At 68.1% G+C, this 16,090-nt stretch carries 17 protein-coding genes, 1 tRNA gene and 1 pseudogene; 13 read left to right on the top strand and 6 right to left on the bottom strand.

Translation table 11 applies throughout. The features are described from left to right. Nucleotide 1: 1 nt before the first annotated feature. On the top strand, nucleotides 2-691 hold the full coding sequence (locus RU09_RS04005) for an SDR family oxidoreductase (protein WP_042537702.1): 690 nt from the start codon (nucleotides 2-4) through the stop codon (nucleotides 689-691). 201 nt (nucleotides 692-892) lie between these two features. Further along, nucleotides 893-1,078 carry a hypothetical protein gene (locus RU09_RS04000; protein ID WP_228385526.1) on the top strand — a complete coding sequence of 62 codons (186 nt, stop codon included), beginning with the start codon at nucleotides 893-895 and terminating at the stop codon, nucleotides 1,076-1,078. Between the two features lie 59 nt (nucleotides 1,079-1,137). Here RU09_RS04000 and RU09_RS03995 read toward each other — a convergent pair whose 3' ends face one another. The 3 genes from RU09_RS03995 to RU09_RS03985 all read right to left on the bottom strand — a co-directional run bounded on the left by RU09_RS03995 (nucleotide 1,138) and on the right by RU09_RS03985 (nucleotide 2,864). Beyond that, on the bottom strand, nucleotides 1,138-1,320 hold the full coding sequence (locus RU09_RS03995; protein ID WP_042537784.1) for a hypothetical protein: 183 nt from the start codon (nucleotides 1,318-1,320) through the stop codon (nucleotides 1,138-1,140). Nucleotides 1,321-1,443: 123 nt separating this feature from the next. Then, the gene (locus RU09_RS03990) at nucleotides 1,444-2,559 is read right to left on the bottom strand and encodes an AI-2E family transporter (RefSeq protein WP_042537782.1); all 1,116 of its coding nucleotides are present in this window, start codon (nucleotides 2,557-2,559) and stop codon (nucleotides 1,444-1,446) included. A gap of 232 nt (nucleotides 2,560-2,791) precedes the next feature. Further along, a tRNA-Ala gene (locus RU09_RS03985) sits at nucleotides 2,792-2,864 on the bottom strand. Nucleotides 2,865-2,957: 93 nt separating this feature from the next. On the opposite strand from RU09_RS03985, the pseudogene RU09_RS03980 reads away from it, so the two are divergent. The 6 genes and pseudogenes from RU09_RS03980 to RU09_RS03955 form a co-directional block, all read left to right on the top strand. Next, a pseudogene (locus tag RU09_RS03980) lies at nucleotides 2,958-3,413 on the top strand (GNAT family N-acetyltransferase); the annotation flags it as partial. A 42-nt stretch (nucleotides 3,414-3,455) separates the two neighbouring features. Then, complete coding sequence (locus tag RU09_RS03975; RefSeq protein WP_042537694.1) at nucleotides 3,456-4,520, top strand: NAD(P)-binding domain-containing protein; 1,065 nt, start codon at nucleotides 3,456-3,458, stop codon at nucleotides 4,518-4,520. A 66-nt stretch (nucleotides 4,521-4,586) separates the two neighbouring features. Further along, nucleotides 4,587-5,378: a hypothetical protein gene (locus RU09_RS03970; RefSeq protein WP_042537692.1), complete on the top strand. Its 792-nt coding sequence runs from the start codon at nucleotides 4,587-4,589 to the stop codon at nucleotides 5,376-5,378. Further along, on the top strand, nucleotides 5,375-5,902 hold the full coding sequence (locus RU09_RS03965; RefSeq protein ID WP_042537690.1) for a hypothetical protein: 528 nt from the start codon (nucleotides 5,375-5,377) through the stop codon (nucleotides 5,900-5,902). The genes RU09_RS03970 and RU09_RS03965 overlap by 4 nt, the downstream gene beginning before the upstream one ends. Before the next feature lie 45 nt (nucleotides 5,903-5,947). Beyond that, on the top strand, nucleotides 5,948-6,604 hold the full coding sequence (locus RU09_RS03960) for an SDR family oxidoreductase (protein WP_042537688.1): 657 nt from the start codon (nucleotides 5,948-5,950) through the stop codon (nucleotides 6,602-6,604). A gap of 172 nt (nucleotides 6,605-6,776) precedes the next feature. After that, on the top strand, nucleotides 6,777-7,796 hold the full coding sequence (locus RU09_RS03955; RefSeq protein WP_082041031.1) for a glycoside hydrolase family 3 N-terminal domain-containing protein: 1,020 nt from the start codon (nucleotides 6,777-6,779) through the stop codon (nucleotides 7,794-7,796). Nucleotides 7,797-7,800: 4 nt separating this feature from the next. Here the strand turns inward: RU09_RS03955 and RU09_RS03950 are convergent, their stop codons facing one another. From RU09_RS03950 to RU09_RS03940, 3 genes are read right to left on the bottom strand one after another with little or no spacing between them, the layout of a single operon-like run. Next, on the bottom strand, nucleotides 7,801-8,676 hold the full coding sequence (locus RU09_RS03950; RefSeq protein WP_042537683.1) for a hypothetical protein: 876 nt from the start codon (nucleotides 8,674-8,676) through the stop codon (nucleotides 7,801-7,803). Between the two features lies 1 nt (nucleotide 8,677). Beyond that, nucleotides 8,678-9,703, bottom strand: a complete 1,026-nt coding sequence (locus tag RU09_RS03945; protein WP_042537681.1) for an App1 family protein — start codon at nucleotides 9,701-9,703, stop codon at nucleotides 8,678-8,680. Between the two features lie 4 nt (nucleotides 9,704-9,707). Next, nucleotides 9,708-10,379, bottom strand: a complete 672-nt coding sequence (locus RU09_RS03940) for a DedA family protein (RefSeq protein ID WP_042537680.1) — start codon at nucleotides 10,377-10,379, stop codon at nucleotides 9,708-9,710. Nucleotides 10,380-10,420: 41 nt separating this feature from the next. On the opposite strand from RU09_RS03940, the gene RU09_RS03935 reads away from it, so the two are divergent. The 5 genes from RU09_RS03935 to RU09_RS03915 all read left to right on the top strand — a co-directional run bounded on the left by RU09_RS03935 (nucleotide 10,421) and on the right by RU09_RS03915 (nucleotide 16,079). Next, a complete protein-coding gene (locus tag RU09_RS03935) occupies nucleotides 10,421-11,746 on the top strand; it encodes an anthranilate synthase component I family protein (RefSeq protein WP_052492850.1) in 1,326 nt (441 codons plus the stop codon). Nucleotides 11,747-11,779: 33 nt separating this feature from the next. After that, complete coding sequence (leuS, locus tag RU09_RS03930) at nucleotides 11,780-14,356, top strand: leucine--tRNA ligase (protein WP_042537777.1); 2,577 nt, start codon at nucleotides 11,780-11,782, stop codon at nucleotides 14,354-14,356. 117 nt (nucleotides 14,357-14,473) lie between these two features. Further along, on the top strand, nucleotides 14,474-15,073 hold the full coding sequence (locus RU09_RS03925; protein WP_042537679.1) for a ComEA family DNA-binding protein: 600 nt from the start codon (nucleotides 14,474-14,476) through the stop codon (nucleotides 15,071-15,073). A gap of 110 nt (nucleotides 15,074-15,183) precedes the next feature. Then, on the top strand, nucleotides 15,184-15,513 hold the full coding sequence (locus RU09_RS03920; protein ID WP_042537678.1) for a hypothetical protein: 330 nt from the start codon (nucleotides 15,184-15,186) through the stop codon (nucleotides 15,511-15,513). After that, nucleotides 15,510-16,079, top strand: a complete 570-nt coding sequence (locus RU09_RS03915) for a hypothetical protein (protein ID WP_042537677.1) — start codon at nucleotides 15,510-15,512, stop codon at nucleotides 16,077-16,079. Before RU09_RS03920 ends, RU09_RS03915 begins: the two co-directional genes overlap by 4 nt. Nucleotides 16,080-16,090: the final 11 nt, after the last annotated feature.

Genomic DNA, 16,090 nt, shown 5'->3' with positions numbered 1-16,090 from the left:
CATGAGCGTCCACCTGATCACCGGTGCCGGTTCCGGCATCGGCTCCGTCGTCGCGCGCCGACTGCTCGATCGGGGCGATCAGGTCGTCGTGCTGGCCCGTGATGCGGGGCGCGCCAAGGAGATCACCGCGGCGCTTCCGGGCGCATCGGCGATCGTCGGTGACCTGGCACAGCCCGGAAGACTGTCATGGGCGCTGTCGAAGCAGGCGCTTCCCGAACGAATCGACTCGCTGATCCATGCAGCGGGCGTCGTCGACCTCGGGCCGGTGGCCGACCTGGCGGCGAACCTGTGGGAGCGTCAGCTCGCCGTGAACCTCGTGGGGCCCGCAGAGCTGACACGCCTGCTGCTGCCGCTGCTGCGTGTCTCCGGTGCTCGAGTGGTGTTCGTCAACTCCGGCGCGGGGCTTCACGCGCACGCAGGCTGGTCGGCGTACGCCGCGTCGAAGCACGGGCTCAAGGCTCTCGCCGACTCCCTGCGGGCCGAGGAGGCCGAGCACGGGGTGCGGGTCACCTCGATCTATCCCGGTCGCACAGCGACGCCCATGCAGGAGCGCGTGCACCAGCAGGAGGGGCGCGACTACGATCCGGAGCGCTTCATCACGGCTGACTCGGTCGCGACGACGATCCTCACCGCACTCGACCTCCCGGACGACGCCGCTCTCACCGACCTGACGATCCGCCCTCGCGGCTGATCCCCTTCCCTGCAGTCTCTCTCGCAGCTGTCAAGCCCCTGTGGGCCTGGGGCGGCACCGTGGATGATGTGCAGTGGGGGAGAAAGTCGTGGAGGGAATCACATGTCCGGAGATCCAGATCCTAGATACGTATTGCATCGTGTCACGCCATCGGAATGGGTGATCAACGACCGACGGTACGAGTCGCACGATCCGCGGCACGTGGTGGCGAGTGTGTACGAATACGCCGACACCGAGGTCGAGGTCGTGTGGCTTCGTGATCTTCCTCTGGCAGTGCGATACGCCACCGCCACCGAAGTCCTCGAAGAGGTCACTCGGGTGCAGGATTCGAGTCGGGCGACGAGGCCCATCGCGATCCCGCACCTGCCACCCCTTCTCTCGAACTGAACAGAGTGCGCGGCAGGTCCCGGGGAGGGACCTGCCGCGCACTTCTGCGCCAAGGGGACTCAGGAGTCCTCGCCGAGCGGTCTTTCTGCGGCCAGGCGGTCGGCGGCAGCACCGTCGACCTGGTCGGCATCGGCGTCCGTGTCGAGCACGGGCTCCCCATCGACTTCGCGGTGGGGGACACCGTCGATCTCTCCGTCATCGTCCGGCCGCGGGACGAGCGGGGGTATCGGATTGTTCGTCATCATCGACTCCTCTCGTGGGATGTGAGGGCCACGGTAGGGCGGCTCCTCGTCTGAGAGGGAGCGGGTTGACGGATGCAGTCCCGGGGGAGTACCGGGCGCCGCTGCCGGCCTTCACAGGCGGACTCAGACCGTCTCGGGGCGCTTCTTGCGGAACGGCTTCGCGGGCGTGTGCGGTCCGTCCCACACGGTGATGATGCCCCAGGCGACGGCAGCGATGGGCACCGAGAGGACCGCTCCCACGATCCCACCCAGGATCGTCCCGGTGGTCAGAGCGAGCAGGATCACGAGGGCGTGCAGCTTGAGTGAGCGAGCCATCACGACCGGTTGCAGGAAGTTGCCCTCGAGCTGGTTCACGAGCACGACGATGCCGACCACGATGAGGGCAGCCACCGGTCCGTGTGTGACGAGTGCCACGAGTGCCGCGAGGATCCCTGCCGCGGTCGCGCCGACGAGCGGGATGAACGCTGTGAGGAAGACGATCACGGCGAGGGGCAGGGCGAGCGGGATCTGGAGGATCGCCAGACCGATGCCGATGCCGAGGGCGTCGGCCGCCGCGACGATCGAGGTCCCGCGGATGTAGCCCCCGAACACATCGACCGTCTTGTCGCCGATGCGGCGGGCGCGGTCGTAGCTGGCTCCGGTGAAGGGACGCAGCAGGAACTCCCAGATGCGCGGTCCGTCCTTGAGGAAGAAGAACAGCACGACGATCATCAGCGCGAGGCCGGTGAAGAAGCTCGCGGTGGCTGAGACGCCGGCCAGCGCTCCGCGTCCGAACGATGCGCTCGTCAGGAAGCCTCCGACGCCGGCCCACACCTCATCGAGGTCGAACGACGCGAGGTTGAACGGCAGGGTGTCGAGCCAGGCCGTCACCTGGGTGATGCCGTCGGTGGCCGAGTCGATGAGGTCGTCCCACTGCGAGCGGACCGTCAGGACGATCACCCAGACGATTCCGCCGAGAATCGCGAGGATCCCGATCAGTGCGATCCACGTCGCCAGGATCGACGGCACCCCGCGACGGCGCATGAGAGCGACGAGCGGGTGGATGGCCGAGGCGAGGATCAGCGCGATCGTCACCGGGATGAACACCAGCGAGAGCTGCGTGATCACCAGGACGCCGACGGCGACCAGGGCGAGCACCGACAGCGTCTGCAGGCTTCGGGTGGCGGCGAGTCCGACACCGCGTGACCAGAGGCCGGGTTCTGCGATCGGCCGCGGGCCGTCTGATGGCGGGGACGACATGATCCCCTGTCGTCGGAACAGTCCCAGCACGTGCGTCCTCCACCTCGTCGAAGACCGTCTCACTGACGAGGACGGCCTGGCCTTTCTATCCGGAGCAGCAGGCGATGGCAAGTCCCTGGCGCTCCGCCGCGTGATGACCCGTCTATGACACGCGTTCGCCGAGCCTCCACCGACGCTGAGCAGGGGCAGACGAAAAGAAGGCCCCGCGATCTCTCGCGGGGCCTTCTGTATGTGGACCTGGGGGGACTCGAACCCCCGACCCCCTGCATGCCATGCAGGTGCGCTACCAGCTGCGCCACAGGCCCAGAACTGCTTCCTCAGTGCTCGAAGCAACTTGAACAGAGTACTACACGGATCGCGCGCAACACCAATCGACGAGGGCCTCCCGGGCGCGTCGCGTTAGGCTCGACGGCATGACGACGATCAACGCGATCACACAGGCGGACTTCGACGAATGGTCGGGTCTGTGGCGCGGATATCTGACGTTCTACGGCACCCAGCTCTCGGACGAGATCACGGCTGACACGTTCCGGCGGCTCGTCGAGGATGGGGAGCTGCACGGCGCCGTCGCCCGCGACGACGCCGGACGCGCTATCGGCATCGTGCACTGGCTCACCCACCCGGCGACGTGGAGCAGATCTGCCTACTGTTACCTCGAGGATCTCTATGTCGATACGGCATCGCGAGGCTCCGGAACGGGGCGGCTGCTGATCGCGCACGTGCGGGGCTGGGCCGCGGAGCACGGATGCGAGAAGGTCTACTGGCTGACTCAGGAGACCAACATGACGGCTCGCGCGCTCTACGACAGCGTGGCGACGCACACGGGGTACACCCACTACCAGATCGCACTCTGAGGCCTGCGGAACAACGGCGCGATCGCGGGTGTTGTCACCAGCGTGAGCATCCTGGACAGCGTCGTGATCGGCGCCGGTCAGGCCGGTCTGTCGGCCTCCTTCCATTTGACCCGTCTGGGCATCTCCCACGTCGTGCTCGACTCGGATTCCGAGCCAGGGGGCGCGTGGCGACACCGGTGGGATGCGTTGACGATGCGCGACGTGCACGGAGTGGCCGAGCTGCCGGGGGAGTCACCTCCTCCGCGTGACGGACAACGCGCCAACGTCGCCGTCCCGGCATATTTCGCCGCCTACGAGCATGCTCACGGTCTACCGGTGATCCGACCTGTCCGCGTCGACCGGGTGATCGACGACGACGGGTTCCTGGTGGTCCATGCCGGCGACCGGCAATGGCGCACCCGCACCCTCGTCAACGCCACCGGCACCTGGACGCATCCGTTCCTGCCGCACTACCCGGGCATGGAGACGTTCCTCGGCGAGCAGCTGCACACGGTCGACTATCCGGGACCGGAGCACTTCGTGGGCAAGCGGGTCCTGGTCGTGGGCGGCGGTGCGTCGGCCGTCCAGTTCCTCGGAGCCCTCGCACCCCTCACCGACACGCTCTGGGTCACGCGTCGCGAGCCGGTGTGGCGCGCCGATGACTTCACTCCCGAGGCCGGGGCAGCGGCGGTCGCTCTCGTCGAACAGCGAGTCGCACAGGGGCTGCCTCCGCAGAGCGTCGTGAGCGTGACCGGACTCATGCTGCGACCGCAGGAGCGCGAGGCCGAGCGTCTCGGGGCGTACGCCGCACGCCGTCCGATGTTCGCTCGCATCGAACCGGACGGCGTCCGCTGGGCCGACGGCTCGTTCGAGCGCGTCGACGTGATCCTGTGGGCGACAGGATTCCGACCCGCCATCGCGCACCTCGCCCCGCTGCATCTGAGCAGTGCGGCCGGCGGCATCCAACTCGACCGTGGAGGCCGCGGCACGACGGCGGTGCAGGATCCGCGGGTCCAACTCGTCGGCTACGGCCCATCGGCGAGCACGATCGGTGCGAACCGGGCGGGGCGCTCGGCGGCGAAGGGCGTGCAACGCGCGCTGGCGAGGGAATCCCTGCGCACCTCGTAGAACGGCCGGGACGGGACCGTCTCCCGGGCGCGTGATCGAGCGACACCCCGTCGCTACGCTGAGGGCATGATCCGCATCGTGCTCCTGGTCGTCTGGCTGCTGCTGTCGGCCTGGCTCGTCATCTGGACCGGAGAGGGTCTCTTCGGTGTGAACCAGCGGGAGTCGATCCTCCCGTTCTCGGGAGAGGACACCCTCGGAGGGCCGATCTTCATCGGGGTCGCATGGGGACTGCTCCTCACCTTCGGAGGCACGATGTCGGGCTTCGGTCGCCGCCGGAAGGTGAGGGGCGAGTCGCAGATCGGCGTGGGCCGCCTCGTCGAGATCTCCAGAACCGGTCTGACGGTGAACGATGTGCCCCAGTACGACCTGTTCATCCGAGTCACTCCAGGAGTGGGCGAGGACTTCGTCGGGCAGCTGCGGATGCTGGTCGATCACAGCGAGATCGGGGCCCTGCAGGTCGGGCAGCCGATCCCGGTCCGATACAGCCTCAGCGATCAGGACACGGTCGAGCTCGCCGACATCACCGACCCCGCGGTGCGAGACGCGATGCTGCAGTGGCGGATCGAACGGGGTCTGATCGACCCTCGTCTGGTGAGAGCGCGAACGAGTGGCACGCAGGTGCCGGCATCCGTGCTCGAGGTGCGCCCCACCGGACGCCGCCTCGAGGGGCAGAGCGAGCTGGCGCTCAAGGTGCTCATGGCTCCGGAGGGCGCCGCGACCTGGGAGGCCGATACGACGGTGTTCGCCTTTCCCGAGGCGATCTCGCGATTCCAGGTCGGCGCGCCGATCTGGGCCTTCTATCGACGCGAGGATCCGCACACCGTGGCCGTGACGATCGAGAAGGAGGCCGGACGATGAACGTTCTCGACACTCTGATCTGGCTGATCAACTTCCCGGCCTCGCACGGATACGCGATGGTGTTCATCGCCGGGTTCTCGATCCTCGGACTGTTCGCGGTGTCCGCACCCGGTGCAGCGCCCGGCGTCGCGCTCCGACGCCTCCGCGAGCGTGAGGGGCTGCTGCACGGTGAGAACGCGGCGCGGGGGAGGGCAGGCGGCACGGCCCTGCGGATCGTGTTCCGGATCCTCGCGTTCGTGATGGTCGCGAACCTCGTGATCGGCATCCTGAGCCTCACCGGCGTCCCCATCACGCGTGCGTACATCCATGGGCACGGTCAGCCGACCACCGGGACCATCGATGGCGACTGGGTCACCTTCACGACCTCCTCGGGCATCGAGTACACGATCGAGAGCAACTTCTTCACTCCTGCGGTCTATCCTGATCGCGACGCGTACCTGCCCTCCGGCGAGCCGGTCGTCGTCCGGTATCTTCCCGGGCACCCTCAGGCGTTCGTCATCGACAGCTCGCAGGGGCCGCGCTGAGCGCATGCCCGAGCCGACGTCGGCGCAGGCGCGTAGGGTGAAGACATGTCGCGAATCATCGTCTTCGGCGGCCACGGCCGCATCGCACTCCTCCTCGCCCCGATCCTCGTCGCCCGCGGCGACGAGGTGACCTCGGTCATCCGCAATCCCGACCATGTCTCAGAGGTCGAAGCGACGGGGGCGCACGCGCTCGTCGCGGACGTCGAGACCCTCGACACCGATGCGCTGGCGGAGATCATCCGCGGACACGACGCCGTGGTCTGGTCGGCGGGGGCCGGTGGCGGCTCTCCTGAGCGCACCTACGCCGTCGACCGCGACGCCGCGATCCGCACCATGGATGCCGCCGAGGCTGCCGGTGTGAAGCGCTATGTCATGGTCTCCTGGCTCGGCTCCAAGGCCGACCACGGAGTGCCCGAGAGCGACGGCTTCTTCGCCTACGCCGATGCGAAGTGGGCGGCAGACGAGCACCTGCGATCGACAGACCTCGACGGCACGATCCTCGGCCCCGGCACGCTCACGTTCGACGAGCCCACGGGTCGCGTCGTCCTCGATCCCGAGGGCAAGGGAGAGGTCGCCCGCGCCGATGTGGCAGCCGTGATCGCCGAGGTCGTCGGCAACCCGTCGACCTTCGGCCGCACCATCAGATTCGGAAACGGCACGGACGACACGGCGGTGCCCATCGTCGACGCCCTCAGCGCCTGAGGCCATGCGGCGGCGTCGCTTCGGGGCGGTCGGAGCGGCGGTGATCGCCGGCCTGGCTCTGGCATCCGCACCCGCGTCCGCATCGACGCACGACACAGTACGTGTCGGCGACGTCCGGTCGGCTGCCTCCTCTTCGGGGACGATTGACCACGCAGCGGCCCTCGTCTCGGAGATGACGACGGCCGAACAGGCGGCGAGCATCGTGATGGGGCACATTCCTACGACGGATGCCGCAGCCCTCCACGCGTACATGCAGCAGGGCCTCGGCGGATTCATCCTGATGGGAGCGAACATCCCCGCGACGGATGACGAGCTGCGAGCTCTCACGGCCGCTCTCACCGTCGATCCTGCACTGCCGCCGCTCGTCGCGATCGATCAGGAGGGCGGGATCGTGTCGCGCCTCGGCAGCGACGTGTTCCCGGCCTCGACCGGTCTCAAGTCGCAGCCGTTCGCGGACGCAGAGGCGGCCTTCTCCGCACGGGCCGCGCTGGTGGCGAAGGCCGGGATCACCGTGAACTTCGGCACGGTCGCAGACATCACGGCCGATTCGACCTCGTTCATCTACGGTCGCGCACTCGGAACCGATCCTCAGACTGCCGCAGAGCGGGTCGTGGCCGCCACGGAGGCGCAGGAGCAGGTCATCGCATCCACGCTGAAGCACTTCCCCGGTCACGGTGCGGCGCCGGGCGACTCCCATCAGGCGATCCCGACGACCGGTGAGACCCTTGACGAATGGCGTGCGATCGATGCGGTGCCGTTCGTCGCCGGTGTGGACGCCGGTGCCTCACTGCTCATGTTCGGTCACCTTGCCTACACGTCGGTGGATCCGGCCCCTGCGTCCCTCTCGGCGCGCTGGCACGAGATCGCCCGGGAGGAGCTGGGCTTCGACGGAGTGATCGTGACAGACGACCTCGGAATGCTGCAGTCCTCGGGGATTCCGGAGTACTCCGACCCGGTGCGCAACGCGGTGTCGGCGGTCGTCGCCGGAACCGATCTCGTGCTCATGATCGCGGGCTCCACGCCCGACACCGCCGGCCAGATCGTGCAGGGGCTCACTGCGGCGGTCGATGCAGGCTCGCTCCCCGCCGATCGCCTCGCCGAGGCGGCGACACGGGTGATGTCGCTGCGCCTGCAGTCGATGTCGGCGACGACGGACTGGGCGCTGTGCCCGGAGTGCGAGCCGGTGGGCTGACGCGTCAGCTCGCGACTGCGGCGGGCTCACCCGAGCCGAGCCACGCGTGCAGGAGTTCGCTGCGAAGACGCGTGCCTCGCTCGGCGAAGACGCGCTGCTGACGCACGTAGTCCGCTTTGCCCTCGGCGGTCTCGATCGGCACGGGCACGATGCCCCACGGTGCCAGATCATAGGGAGCGGCCTGCATGTCGAGAAGGCGGATGTCCCTCGCGAGCTCGAACGCATCGAGCAGCAGATCGCCCGGCACCAGAGGGCCGAGCTTGACCGCCCATTTGTACAGGTCCATGCCGGCGTGCAGACAACCCGGCTGCTCGAACAGAGGCTGGTCGTCGCGGGTCAGCTCTGTGCGGTTGCGCGGCACCGCTTCGGGCGTGAAGAACCGAAAGGCATCGAAATGCGTGCACCTGAGGTCGTGACTCTCGACGACGAGATCGGTGCCCGCCTGTCCGAGACGCAAGGGCACCGGATGCCTGTGTTCGTCGGCACGGTAGACCATCGCCCACTCGTGCAGCCCGAAGCATCCGAACTGACCGGGGCGCGAGGCGGTGCGGCGCAGCATCCGCTCTACCAGATCGGCGAGGTCCGCCTTCTCGCGCGCGAACACGGCGGCATCCGCGATCGCACCGTCTTCGGTCCTGCCGGGGGAGTACCAGCGCCACGTCAGCCGCTCGGGGGCCTGCTCCAGCTCGATCCCGGCGCCCGGGTGCCACCGACGCAGCTGCGCAGGCTTGTAGCTGTAATAGGTGAAGAGGAAGTCCCACACCGGGTGCTTCTCGCCTCGGGCAGCCCGCTCCCTGTGCTCTGCCGTGAGCGCGTCGGCTCTCGCCTGGTGCGCTCGCTCACGCTCCAGCCAGTCGGTCCGCGGAAGCGACGTGATCATGTCAGCGGAGGATGCCGGCTTTGCCGAGCAGGTCACGGAGTCCCGCGCCGTCTTCGGCGCTGACCCACGGGGCGACGCCTTCGGCATGCTGCTCGTGACCGGCGCGTCCACCCGCGAGAACCGCCTCGGCCGGCAGCAGTCGACGGATGGCGACGCCGGCGATCGAATCGGGGTGCTCGTCCATGAACTCCGAATAGATGGACTCGTCGTGCTGGCCGTCGTCGCCGATCAGCAGCCACTTCACGTGCGGGAACTCGGTGGCCAGGCGACGCAGGTTGGTGAGCTTGTGCTCTCGGCCGCTGCGGAACCAACGGTCGTGCGTGGGACCCCAGTCGGTGAGGAGCATGGAGCCTGCAGGGAAGAGGTGGCGCCCGAGGAAGCGCCGGAGCGTGGGGGCCACATTCCAGGCGCCGGTCGACAGGTAGACCATCGGGGCGCCCGGGTACTCGCGCAGCACCTGATCGAGAAGCACGGCCATACCCGGGACGGGGATGCGCGCGTGCTCGTCGACGACGAACGAGTTCCAGGCGGCGATGAACGGACGGGGGAGAGCCGTCACCATCACGGTGTCGTCGACGTCGGAGACCACGCCGAAGTGCGTCGACTCGGCGACGATGAACGCGGTCGTCTCGACCGGATCCTGTCCCTCGACGGAGAACGTGAACGTCTGCCACCCGGGCTCGAGGTCGGCGTGCACGACCGAGTCGATCACCCCGCCTCGGTCAGCGACGACGTAGTGCGTCGAGTCGCCGATCTGCACGGCGACCTTCGCGAAGCTCACCGGGATGCCGACGAAGCTCCGCCAGCCGCGGACGCTCGCCGGCTCGCCGTCTTTCGTGCTCCGCGCGGGCGGGACGATGAGCACGCGTCCGACGACTCGTACCCACCCGGGCCCGCCGTAACCGGGGAAGGGGAGGATGGTCGCGGTACGACCGCGACGGCGCGCTCGTCCCTCGCGCCACACGTGGAGGCGGTGTTCGAGGCGCGCGAACCAGTGGATCCGGGGCGCCGGAGGTGACGAAGCCATTGCTTCAGTCTTTCACGTCGGTCGAGTCCTTCGTGTCGGAGATGTCGAGGTGACGCGACTCGAGGCGCGAGATCACCTTCTTGCCGACGAATACAGCGATGAGGAAGAGCGCGATGATGCCGACGAAGATGTACCCCGCGTAGTGCACCCGGTCGGCGAGCTCATCGAAGCTGCCGGCGGCGAGCGACGTGATGCTCACGTAGGCCGTCGCCCAGAGCAGGCAGGCGGGCGCCGTCCACGCGAGGAACCGGCGGTACGAATAGTGACTCATGCCCACTGTCAGGGGCACGAGAGAATGCAGCACGGGCAGGAAGCGCGAGAGGAAGATCGCGATGCCCCCGCGGCGCGCGAGGTACCGCTCGGCGCGCACCCAGTTCTCCTCACCGACCCGACGACCGACCCAGGAGGCGCGGATGTGGGGGCCGATCCATCGCCCCAGCCAGAAACCGATGCTCTCGCCGATCAACGCGCCGAGCACGACGGAGACGACCATCGCCACGGCCTGAGGGAGGCTGGTGATGCCGATGGATGCGACGAGCACGACCGTGTCGCCGGGGAAGACGAGACCGATCAGAACGCTGGTCTCGAGCATCACGGCGAGCCCCGCGACGAGCGTGCGGGCGACCGGGTCGATGGACCGCATGAAGTCGATCAGCCACGGCACGAACTCGTCCACTCCTTGAGAATACGGGACTCGCCGCGGCCTAGGCTGAGAACGTGCCCGAACCTCTGAGCGCCCGCGTCCTCGGCGACCGGGTGGCGCCCGAAGCGCTCTTCCTCGCGCTCGAGCGTGAGTGCGCAGACGTGTTCTGGCTCGACGCCGGGGCCGATGCGTCCGAAGGATGGAGCTTCATCGGAACCGGCCTTGCGTCGTCATTCCCCGGGGACGTCCGACTGGACGTCGGCACTGCTGCTTCCGACGCGGGCCCGCTGCTGCGGGGAGGGTGGGTCGGGTGGTGCGATTACGAGAGCGGCGCCCGAGCAGCGGGAGCCCCCGTCTCGGAGGCGGCCGACGTGCCGGGCGGGGCCTGGCTGCGGATCTCCCGGCTGGCCGCGTTCGACCATGCGACCGGTGACGTCTGGGTGGCCGCGGCCGAGACGGATCTCGAGGAGTGGGGCGTCTTCGTGACGTACGCCGCGGCGATGACGGCACTCGACGGCGAACCGGCCCTGCATGATGGCGCGTCGAGGCACGTCGAGGCGCGGCACACTCCGACCGAGTACGCCGCACTCATCGAGCGCTGCCGCGAGCTGATCCGGGCGGGAATCGCCTACCAGCTGTGCCTGACCACGCGCTTCACCGTCCCCGGGGTGCACGACGGCGTCGCGGTCTATCGACGACTCCGCGCGGCCACCCCGGCGCATCACGGCGGTTTCATCCGCATCGGCGGTCGCTCGCTGCTCAGTGCCAGCCCAGAGCAGTTCCTCCATGCGGAAGACGGAGTCATCCGCACGCGTCCGATCAAGGGGACGCGACCCCGTGGCCGCGATGACGCGCACGACGCCGCACTCGCGTCCGAGCTCGCCGTCGATGCGAAGGAGCGCGCCGAGAACGTCATGATCGTCGATCTGATGCGCAACGACCTGTCGAGGGTCTGCGAACCGGGGTCGATCCGTGTCGACGCGCTGTGGGCGGTCGAGACCTATCCGGCGGTGCATCAGCTCGTCAGCACTGTCAGCGGCACCGCGGCCGCAGGCACGACGGCGAGTGCCCTCCTCGAGGCATCCTTTCCTGCCGGCAGCATGACAGGCGCGCCGAAGCTCTCGGCGATGACGCGTCTGCACGACCTGGAGGGCGCGCCGCGGGGTGTGTATGCCGGATGCTTCGGGTATATCGGCGATGACGGGGCACTCGATCTCGCGATGGTCATCCGCAGCATCGTCCTTGACGGTGCAGAGGCGGTCGTCGGTGCGGGCGGCGGGATCACGTGGCGATCGGTCGCCGCATCCGAGGTCGCAGAGGTCGCGACGAAGGCGCGCGCACCCCTCTCGGCGCTGGGAGCGGAAATGCCTGCGGCCTGGGCTTCCGATATCCTGAACTGATCCCCTTTTCCCTTCAGATTGGTCGTGCGTTCGTTGTCTGAGAACCTGTCCACCTCTCCCGTCGACGAGGAGACCTCCTCGGCGCACGCTATCCAGGCCAAGTGGCAGAAGTACTGGGCGGAGAACGAGACGTTCCTCACCGGCGGCGATGACGACAAGCGGCCCCGCCGCTACGTGCTGGCGATGTTCCCGTACCCCTCGGGCGACCTGCACATGGGTCACGCCGAGAACTACCTCTACTCCGACATCGTGGCCCGGTTCTGGCGCCACCGCGGGCACAACGTGCTCAACCCGATCGGCTGGGACTCCTTCGGTCTGCCGGCCGAGAACGCGGCGATCCGCCAGGGAGCCGACCCGCGCGAGTGGACGTACCAGAACATCGCCCAGCAGAAGCAGGCGTTCCAGAACTACGGCGTCTCGTTCGACTGGTCGCGCGTGCTGCACACCTCTGACCCCGAGTACTACCGCTGGAACCAGTGGCTGTTCCTGAAGCTGCACGAGCGTGGCCTGGCCTATCGCAAGAAGAGCGCCGTCAACTGGTGCCCGAACGACCAGACGGTGCTCGCGAACGAGCAGGTCGTCGACGGGCGCTGCGACCGCTGCGGCGCCGAGGTCGTGAAGAAGAAGCTGACGCAGTGGTACTTCAAGATCACGGACTACGCCGACCGTCTGCTCGACGACCTGAACCAGCTCGAGGGCTTCTGGCCGCACAAGGTGCTGCAGATGCAGCGCAACTGGATCGGCCGCTCGATCGGCGCCGACGTCGATTTCCGTATCGAGGGACGCGAGGAGCCGGTCACGGTGTTCTCGACGCGGCCTGACACCCTGCACGGCGCGACCTTCTTCGTGGTCGCTCCCGACTCCGACCTGGCGTCCGAGCTGGCGGCGGATGCTCCTGTCGAGGTGCGCGAGCGCTTCCAGAAGTATCTGGCCGATGTGCAGAAGACCACAGATGTCGACCGTCAGGCGACGGATCGCCCGAAGACCGGCGTCTTCCTCGAGCGGTACGCGATCAACCCTGTCAGCGGCGAGAAGCTGCCGGTCTGGGCGGCCGACTACGTGCTGGCCGACTACGGGCACGGAGCAGTGATGGCCGTGCCTGCGCACGACCAGCGCGACCTCGACTTCGCGCGTGCCTTCGACCTGCCGGTCAAGGTCGTCGTCGACACGACGGCTCCCATCACCGGCGCAATGCCGGTCATCGAGGTCGACGAGGAGGGCGTGCCGATCGACACCGGCGCGGCACTCGACGAGCAGAACCCCGCGACCACGGGCATCGCTCTGACCGGCGAGGGACGGATGATCAACTCCGGCCCCCTCAACGGTCTGTCGAAGCGCAACGCGATCGCCCGCGCGATCGAGCAGCTCGAGGCCTCCGGAACGGGGCGTGCGGCGAAGAACTACCGGCTGCGCGACTGGCTGATCTCTCGCCAGCGCTTCTGGGGAACGCCGATCCCGATGCTGCACGCCGAGGACGGCCGGATCATCCCCGTGCCTGAAGACCAGCTGCCGGTGAAGCTGCCCAGCGTCGAGGGACTCGACCTGAAGCCCAAGGGATCCTCGCCTCTCGGCGCGGCCGAGAGCTGGGTGCGCACGGTGGACGCCGCCAGCGGCGACCCCGTGCTGCGCGACCCCGACACGATGGACACGTTCGTCGACAGCTCGTGGTACTTCCTGCGCTTCCTCTCGCCGAACAGCGACACCGTGGCATTCGATCCGGCTCAGGCCGCCCGCTGGTCGCCGGTCGACTCGTACATCGGCGGCGTCGAGCACGCCATTCTGCACCTGCTCTACGCGCGCTTCATCACCAAGGTGCTGTTCGACATGGGGCTGATCGACTTCACCGAGCCCTTCTCGAACCTGATCAACCAGGGCATGGTCCTGCTCGACGGCGCGAAGATGTCGAAGAGCAAGGGCAACCTGGTGCTCTTCGAAGAGGAGCTCGACGCCTACGGTGCCGATGCACTGCGTGTCGGCCTCGCGTTCGCCGGCCCGGTCGAAGATGACAAGGACTGGGCAGACGTCTCGACCACGGGCGCCCAGAAGTTCCTGGCGCGTGCGCTGCGGATCGCCCGCGAGGTGTCGTCCCCGGTCGACGTGGTGTTCGCCGGAGGCGACTCGGCGCTGCGCCGTGCGACGCACAAGCTGCTCGCCGATGCTCCGGCCCTCGTCGAGCAGACGAAGTTCAACGTCCTCGTCGCGCGTCTGATGGAGCTGGTCAACATCACCCGCAAGACCATCGACGGCGCTGCAGGTGCGGCTGATCCGGCTGTCCGCGAAGCCGCCGAGACGGTCGCGGTGATGCTCGACCTGATCGCCCCGCACACCGCGGAGGAGATCTGGGAGATCCTCGGTCACGAGCCCTCCGTCGGTCTCGTCACGTGGCGGTCCGCCGACCCGGCTCTCCTCGTCGAAGACACGGTGACCGCTGTCGTGCAGGTGGGCGGCAAGGTCCGCGCCCAGCTCGAGGTGCCGGCGCGCATCGGCGAGGCCGAGCTCGAAGCACTGGCTCGCGCCGATGAGCGGGTCATCCGTTCGATCGGCGACCGCGAGATCATCAAGGTCGTCGTGCGCGCTCCGAAGATCGTCAGCATCGTCGTCAAGGGCTGATCCCGCGGTTCATCACCGCCGACTCATCCGCTCTGCACATCCGGCCGCCCGCGGGGGTTCTCCCCGATGGGCGGCCGGACGTCTTTCCTCCCTCTGCGGGCCCCTTAGCGTTGTCGGATGCCCGAGTCCCCGTCTGCGTCGACACCCCCGCGACGGCTGAGGCTGGGCGTCGGCGCAGCGATCGTGCTTGCGCTCGTCGTGCTCTCGGCCGCAGTCGGGCTCGGGTTGATGCGGGGCCAGGCCGCACCCACGGAGTCCGTGCCGCTGTCGAGCGGAGGTGAGAGGACCGCAGGCTCATCGGGCGAGCTGTACGTCCATGTGCTCGGAGCCGTCGCGAATCCTGGGCTCTACGTCCTCGACCTCGATGCGCGGTTGGTCGACGCGGTGGCTGCTGCCGGGGGAACGACCGAAGACGCCGACCTTGCCGCGATCAATCTCGCCCGCGTGCTCTCGGACGGCGAGCAGATCATCGTGCCGGTGGTCGGAGCAGCTGCTGCAGACACAGGAGGATCCACGCCTGGCGATGACCGAGTCGATCTCAACACGGCTGATCAGGCAGCGCTCGAGACTCTGCCGCGTATCGGTCCTGCGCTGGCGGAGCGCATCATCGCGTGGCGAGAGGAGAACGGGCGGTTCGCCTCGGTCGATGATCTGCTCGCCGTGCCGGGCATCGGAGAGAAGCTGCTCGCCGGCATCCGTGACGGGGTGCGCGTGTGACGCGCGAGGGATCGCCCCCGGAGCTGGTCGGGCTGCCGCACAGCTCGATCGTCCCGTCGTCGTCGTCGCACGTGGGAGTGACAGACTGAGCAGCCGGAGGGGGAGTCATCATGGCTGCGAAGAACGGGACGAAGAAGAAGGCATCCGCGAGGAAGTCCTCCGGGGGGATCGCCTCCCCGATGGATGCGGAGTCGGTCGAGCTGATCCCGCGTCGCTGGTGGTGGGTGCTTCTCTGCGCCGGGGTGCTCTCGATCGCGCTCGGCCTCGTCATGGCGGCCGTCTACAGCATCCCCTACGCGATCGATGAGCCCGGACGCATGAATCTGCCTTTCGTGGACGAGTACCCCACTGTCGTCGAGATCCTGCTCCGCCGTTCATCGCATTCTTCATCGGAGGAATCCTCACGTTCCTGGGCGAGCTCCTTCGTCGCGGGACGATGATCAAGAACGAGGTCACCAATGTCGCCGTCTTCCGACCGCTCCCTGTCGTCGTCCACGCCGCGTGGATCCTCCCGCCGTTCGTCGCGTGGCTGATCGCGATGCCCTGGGTGCTCTCTCTGCTGGTCCGGCACGCGGATGCGAGGCAGGACGCGATGATCCTCGACGCGGAATCGGATGCCGTGTTCCTCATCGGCGTCTACGGAGGCCTTGCCGCGCTGATGACCGGAGCGGTTGTGGGATCGCTGTTCAAGAAGCTCTGGTTCCTCGCCGTGGTGCGGCGATTCGGTGTTCCCGACTCGTCCTCGGCGTTCTGGTGGAGCTTCTCGTTCTACTGGCGGCTCGATGTATGGCTCGTCGCGCTGGGTGTCCTCCTGCTCGGTCTGGCGCCCCTGCCGTGGCAGCTCACCAGCGCCGGAGGCACAGCACTGACGTTGGGTGGCGGAGCGGCGCTCTTGACGCTCGGCCTGCTGACATGCACGCAGTTCTTCAGAGCGGGTATGCCGTTGGGCGTCGGCGTGTCCGTCACCGGAGGTTACCGATCGCTGCTGACGCCTCGTCGGCCGTGACCGCGAGCTGT

The organism is Microbacterium sp. MEJ108Y (assembly GCF_000834175.1).
Lineage (GTDB): Bacteria > Actinomycetota > Actinomycetes > Actinomycetales > Microbacteriaceae > Microbacterium > Microbacterium forte.
This window is presented reverse-complemented; position numbering and strand designations above follow the sequence as displayed.